Here is a 6986-nt window from a genome sequence, read left to right on the forward strand (position 1 = left end):
TCGATCGCGCCGTTGAGCGCGATGTTGTCGGCGGCGTTGAGCGTCAGCGTACCGGTGCCATTCCAGGTGACGCCGCTGTTGACGAGGATCGAGCCGGCATCGGTCGTCTTCAGCGTCCGGTCGGCGTCGATGGTGAAGGTGCCGCCGCTGGTCAGCGACAGGAGCCCGCCCGCGGTCAGGTCCTGATCGAGCGTGTAGTCGGACGCGGCATCGAGATAAAGACCCTGGCCGCTCGCGGTGAGCTGGGTCGCGCTCGTGTCGATGAAAGCGAGATCGCTGTCGGTATAGGAGCCGAGCGCCGTGGTGAGGTTTGCGACCGTATCGGACAGCGCCGCCTCGTTCGTGACGAGGTTGAGCGATGAGCCGTAAATGTCGAGCCCGGTGACGCCAGTGCTTGTAACGCTGTCGCCAAGGGCCGCGCCCTGCATCGCCTCGCCATCGAGAAAAGCGAGCGCGCCGGAGGCATAGAGCGCGCCCGGAAGGGCGAGATAATAGTAGTAGCCATTGGCGCCCGTGCCCGTGCCGCCAAGGAATGAACCACCCGAAACAATGCCGATCTCGGCGCCAGTCAGCGCCGTCGTGCCGGCGTCGCTATAGGCGAAGCCGGAAACAGCGCTTGCACCGGTGGGATAGAGCCAGTTGAAATAAGGATAGAGATCGGTGCCGGTGCCCCACACGGCGTTGGAGAAACCCGATGGCAAAACGCCCTGCAGCCCGGCGGTCGTCAGGCCGGTGATATCTCCGCCGCCGGCTACAATCCCACTTGCCTGTCCGCTGGTCTCGGTGTTCCAGTAGGCCGACTTTATGGCGGACGCATCGGCGCCACTGCTGCCGGCAAATCCACCCACCGGCGCGGCCCCGGTGACCTTTCCGGTCGCATAGGCGTTTTCGATGCTGGCGCTACTTAAGACCACCCCCACAAATCCGCCTGTCGCGGAGGACGCTCCGGTGCTGGTCACGTTCCCCATTGCATAGGCGTTGGAGATTGCACCTTCGTTGCTGCCTACCAGTCCGCCAAGGCCGTAACCCGCGCCGGTGACATTGCCGGTGGCAAAGGACTGATCGATCGTGCCGCCACCGCTGGCATAACCGTTCGCGCCAACAAGGCCTCCGACCAGGCTACTGCCGGACACGTTGCCTGTGGCATAGGACTGGGAAAGCGTACCCTCGAAAAGAGCACCGATCAGGCCGCCGACTGTATCACCGGAACCGGAAACGTCGCCGCTCGCAGATGCAAGCGATATTGCGGTGAAGTTCTGGCTCGCCCCCACGAGGCCGCCGACGAACTCACTCCCCGCGACGGAAATATTTGAGGAAACCGAGGTGATCGTACCACCGTTGAACTCGCCTGCGAGGGCGCCAACAAGCTGGCCGCCGGCAATGCTGCCGCCGGAAAGAGTCAGATCGCTGACCGTGGCATTGTCGGCGTAGCCGAGCAGGCCGACATTCATTTCTCCAGAGCGGTCAATCTTCAGACCTGAGATCGTGTGGCCCTGTCCGTCGAGCCCCCCGGTGAAGGGATTGGCGCTGTTTATGCCGACCGGGTCGAAACCGGCAGAACTCCAGACGCCACCATAATAGCCGCCGCTATTGGCGGCGAACGCGCCCGTCATGTCCAGATCGGCGCCCAGCATGTAGTCGGCACCCAAATCCAGCGCCATGAGCTGAAGCTGATGAGGCGTGAAGATCGTGGTCGAATATTCGCTTTGCAGCATCGGCCGCGTTTCGCCGTCGATCAGCACCCATGTGTTGGTGAAATCGAAGCCCGAATAGGTCGATTGCGTGAAAGCATTCGCGTTGCCGATGCCGGTGCCGGCGAAACTCGTGCTCTGCCCCGTCGAATCGACATCCCAATAGGCGTTCGTCGCGGTCACAGCACCTGCAAGGATGGCGCCGCCGACCAGGCCTCCGACATTGGTGGTGCCCGTCACGTTGCCACTGGCATAGACATTGGTCAGCATGCCGCCCTGAGAGGTGCTGCCGACGAGCCCGCCGACATAGTCGGTCGTTCCCGTAACGGCGCCGGTGGCATAGGAATTGGTGATTGAAGCTGCACGCAAGCGCCCGACCAGACCGCCGACTTCACCGAAGCCCGTCACCGTCGCCGTCGAGGACGAATTGGAAATGGCGGTCTGGTCGCTCCAGCCGACCAGGCCGCCAACCTGGCCACCGCCGCCAAGCGACGTGATCGTGCCAGTGACATGAATATTGCTAGCGCCTTGCCCCGCGTTAAAGCGATAGGCCAAGGCCCCGACGCTTCCGCCGCTCACGATCGAGACGTTGGACAGGGTGAAGTCCCGGAAGCCCCCGCTGGTCGAGGAGAACATGCCGACCGTTGCCTCGCCCGGACGGTTGATCGTCAGGCTCTCAATAGTATTCCCCAGCCCTGCCAGGGTGCCGCTGAAGCCGGAGATCGGGTTGAACCCTGCACCGGAATTCCAGGAGGTGGTTCCGCTCGCATCGATCGTCTCCGCAAGCGCATAAAGACCGCTGCCGGAGATCGCCTGAAGATCATTGACGTCGTGGATCAGAGCATAGGCGTTGCCGTTCAAGCTCAGGTTGGCACTGTCACCGGACAGCGTGATCCTGCCGCCATTAGCAAAACTGTAGCCGCCGCCATAGGTCAGAGCGAGACCTGCATTGGTGCCGGTCGCGGTGATTGTGTCATTGATCTCAACATTGCGGACCGCGTTCAGCGTCAGCGTCGTGTCCGCGGTCCAGGAGATTGCGTCATTGACGAAGATATCGCCACTGCCGTCGGTTGCCCCGTCGTTGCTCGACAGCGTGACGTTGCCGCCTGCCAGGTTGGTCGAGAGTGTTTCCCCGGTGATGTCGCCACCCGAGGCCGCGATGGTCAGGTCGTTGGGGTCAATCAGCCATGTGCCGGCCTCGCCGCCGCCCGAAAGGGTCGTCACCCGGGCCGTATCGGCTATGGAAATGGATTCGCCTGAGGTCTCGACGAAGCCCCCTGAGCCGCCGGCCCCGCCTTTCGCCTCGATAGCACCCGAAAAGGACATGCCGGACGATGCGATCGCGGTCACCGTGCCGCCCTTGGTTCCGCTTGTCTCCGCAGACGCATCGATCGTGCCGGAGATGGAGATATCGCCACCACTCACCGTCACATGGCCACCCTCGGTGGCGGGCCTGGGGGTCGGTACAGGAGCCGTTTTGGGGAGCGTCCGGGCTTTCAGCCGACCGGTGACCTTGACCTTGCCCGCGGCCCCGGCCGTCAGGAAGATGCGCCCCCCGGAACTGGTGACACCGGTCGCCTTGATGACACCCTCGGTATTGCCGGCCAATGCATAGACATTGCCGCCATTAGCCCGAATCTCTGCATTAGCAGCGGCAATCGTGCCCGAATTGACCGCTTCCGTGTCCTCGCCACCAAGTTGCACGGAAAGGAGCCCGTCCGCGTCGGTGCTGTCCTTCATGAGCACTTTGTAGCCGGCGGCAAGCCCGGCAGTGCCATTCGGCGCTTCCAGCGTGCCGCTGTTTTCGACCCGCCGGGCGATCAGGGCAATATCACCCTGCTGCGAGCGGATCGTGCCGGCGTTCACCACTTCCGCCTCGCTCGTGCCAGAAAAGATCAGGCTGCCGCCGTCGAGAAAATCCGCATCCGTGACGTCATGCGTGGAGGCGACGAACGAGCCGCCCGTTGCAACCATTCCGCCGCTGCCCACGACAACGCCAGCCGGATTGATTAGAAACACACTGCCGGTCGCGGTAAGGGCGCCGTCGATCTGGCTCGAAACGTTTCCGGTAACCCGATTGAGCGTGGCGCCGCTGCCGTTTTCGAAATGGACCTGATTGTCCGAACCGATAGAGAACCCGTTCCAGTCGACAATGCCCGCGCCGGACGACTGGCGAACCTCCATCCGGGTGCCGTCACTCGATATCGTTCCGCTACCTGCGGTAAACGTCCCGCCCCCCGGCAGGGCATCGCCGGCCAATGCGGCGGCGGGAACCAGCGCGCTGGTCAGGAGAAGAGAGGCAATAAACGAGCGAGCAGAAGGCGCCGAGTGGCAAAACAAGTTTCGCCCAGCCCGGAAGCCGCCGGGCCCCGAAATCCCTTTTGCCATCCCTCACCACTCCCAAAGTGTTTTTGCCAACAAAGCGCATGCCGAGCGGCATTGGTTTAAATACAGAGGATGAAGTGAGGGATTCCACCTACCAATTCTGATCAATTCTGACAGAATCTGACAGTCGTCGCGCTCGCGGGGGTATATTTCCGGAAAAATCTTCCCGAATATAACCAATGATGCCGGTGCGGCTTGCACTGGCGTTGCGCATGCGCGATCAGTTTGGGATGCTCGACCTCAAGACGCTGTTGCTGCTGGAATTCTGCACGACGAGCCTGCAAGCCGTCGCTTGGCTGCTTGCGTGGAGATCATGGCGCCACCTCTATCAGCTGAAGGTCATCGCGGCCGGCTTCGTGGCCATTGCGCTCGGCCTGCTGCTGTTATTGCAGAGAGGTCCCGATCCTTCCCTGTTCCGCATCGTGCTCGACAACATGATGATCAAGATCGGATTGGTACTTTTGGCCGACGGGATGGCCCGCTTTCTGGGGCAGCCGAGCTTTCTCAGGATCGGCACAATTTTCCTCGCGGCGCACTTCGTCTTCTGGTCTTTGGCCGCCGCATTCTTTCCCGCCGACCTCGCACTTCGCATCCACGCCTCGACGGCTTTCACCGTCGTCATGATGGGGTTGATGATCCGGACACTTTATCTGGACCGTACCCAGCCCGGCTTTCTCCGCTGGATCACCATTACCCTTCTCGCGGAATATATGGGCGCCAGCCTTCTCCAGAGCGCCCTTGTTTATCTTTACCCGGCAACAGTGCAGAACGGTCCGGTCCTGAGCAATATCAATGCTTGGTACTTCTTCCAGGGACATCTGTTCATCACCGGCTTCTTCATCTGCCTTCTCTTCATGGTCGGGATGCGGCTCTCCATGGACCTGAGGGACAGGAACTCCGCGCTGGCACGGGAGGTGGCCGAACGGAAGCGCCTTGAAGATGAGCTGTCGGCCAGTCTCGAATCTGAAAAATCGGCGCGCCACGAGCAGAGGCAGCTCGTCCGCATGGTCAGTCACGAATTCCGCACCCCGCTGGCGGCAATCCGCTATGCCAGCGGCATGCTCGAAGTGATACTCGAGCCGCCGAGGGAAGCCGTTGCAAAGCGGCTTCGCGGAATAGACGAAGCCGTCTCACGCATGACGAAACTCATCGACCGCTTTTTCGCCGAAGAACGCCAGGTCGATGGTGTGCTCGAAGTCGAGGAAGTCGATATTCCCAGGCTTGCTCGCCAGGTGCAGCACCATTTTGAACAGGTGGGACTGGGCAGCCGGCTTTGCTTCGCGCATGTGGAAGAGGTGCCCGACTACTGGGGCGACGTCGAGATGCTTCGGACGGTGGTGGTCAATCTCGTCGACAACGCCCTGAAATATTCGCCCAAAGAAGCAGCGGTCGAAATCGCATTCTTTACCCGCAACAGGCTTCTGACAATCGAGGTTTCCGACCGTGGGATCGGCATACCGGCTAACGAACACAGCCATGTCGGGCGCCGCTTCTTCCGCGCTTCGAACGCGCGAACGACCTCGGGAAGTGGTCTCGGCCTTCACAACTGCCTGCAATTGCTGGGCTACCACGAAGGATCCTTGAACCTGCGCCACCGCGAGGGCGGGGGAACGACCGCAACGGTGCGCCTGCCGCTTCCGGGTCTGCTCCCCGAAAACCCTGAGAAAAGCGAGGAGGACGCGCTGGCATGAGCCATATTCTTATCGTCGAAGACGAGTATTCCCTGCGCACTGATCTCGTCGACTATATGAGCCTGCATGGCTACGAAACGACCGGATTGGGTTCGGCCCGGGAACTTGAAACGGCGCTGGAAATAATGCCGCAACCGCGCGTGGTCATCCTCGACATCTCGCTGCCTGACGGGAACGGCTTTGACCTGGCTCCGAAGATCCGGGAGCGGTTCGACTGCGGGATCATCATGCTTACCGCACATGGAGATGCCGAGAGCCGTGTGCGCGGCTTCGACAGTGGCGCGGACATCTATCTGGTCAAGCACACGAGCTTGCGGGAAATTTTGGCTGCGATCCAGAGCCTGATGCGCCGACTACCCACCCAAGACGAATCGTGGAACGCTTCTTCCGAATGGGTGCTGGACAACACGGCCTGGAGGCTGGTGCCACCAAGTGGTGAGAGCATCAAGCTGACATCGACCGAACGCGCCTTTCTCGACGCGTTAATCGGAAATTCCGGCACCCCCTGTTCGCGTGAGGACTTGGCGCGACTTCTGTCGAACCGGCAAACCCAGTTCGACAATCGGCATTTGGACGCCGTGGTCAGCCGGTTAAGACGCAAGATCCACGACCATACGGCCATCGAACAGCCTATCAAATCGGTCTACGGTGTAGGCTATTCGTTCAGTGCAGTCGGCAGGATCGGCAACACACGTACCGGGTGAATTGCGCTGCAGCTGACCAGGGCACATCTCACACGGGAGACGCGGGCCCGTTTCACGGCTGCATATGCAGCTTGTCAGCAAGCCGGTCTGTTCAATGCAAATCTGTGTCTCGACCTACGGCAAAGTATTCAAATTGGCTGCAGGACCGAATCTGGTCGTTGACCGTTTCCAAGTTGTGAAGATCGGAGGAATAGGGAGCGTAGAGGGCGGCTTTCGGGATGCATCAGTCTGGATTGCAAGAGCGCCGCTTCTGTCTGCAATCCGTGCCGCCCCCTTCGACGAGATTCTCCAACGCTCAGCTCTGCGTGAGGCCCTCCTCCGCGAACGGCGCTCAGCCTCTTCCAGCTTGTGTGTTTTGTTGGGAGTTACGTGGGCCCGATTTGGGCCTGCAAACTCAGGTTGCTGGCTTCATTGGATCGGGACTTAGACGTTTATTTCATGCAAAGAAAAACCCCGCCAACCGGCAGGTTTAGCGGGGTTTTTGTTATGTCGTTTGGTTGCGGGGGTAGGATTTG

General features: G+C 60.9%; 3 protein-coding genes. 2 read left to right on the plus strand and 1 reads right to left on the minus strand.

From position 1 onward, the window contains the following. Positions 1-4079 (minus strand): beta strand repeat-containing protein (locus NA8A_RS23975; protein ID WP_157174165.1); only part of this gene is annotated, 4079 nt, incomplete at its 3' end. Between the two features lie 176 nt (positions 4080-4255). Here NA8A_RS23975 and NA8A_RS23980 point away from each other — a divergent pair. Next, positions 4256-5767 (plus strand): sensor histidine kinase, encoded by a 1512-nt coding sequence (locus tag NA8A_RS23980; RefSeq protein ID WP_009453040.1) that lies wholly within the window; start codon positions 4256-4258, stop codon positions 5765-5767. Next, on the plus strand, positions 5764-6471 hold the full coding sequence (locus NA8A_RS23985) for a response regulator transcription factor (RefSeq protein WP_009453041.1): 708 nt from the start codon (positions 5764-5766) through the stop codon (positions 6469-6471). The genes NA8A_RS23980 and NA8A_RS23985 overlap by 4 nt, the downstream gene beginning before the upstream one ends. The last annotated feature ends 515 nt before the right edge of the window (positions 6472-6986 follow it).

The organism is Nitratireductor indicus C115 (assembly GCF_000300515.1).
Taxonomy (GTDB): domain Bacteria; phylum Pseudomonadota; class Alphaproteobacteria; order Rhizobiales; family Rhizobiaceae; genus Nitratireductor; species Nitratireductor indicus.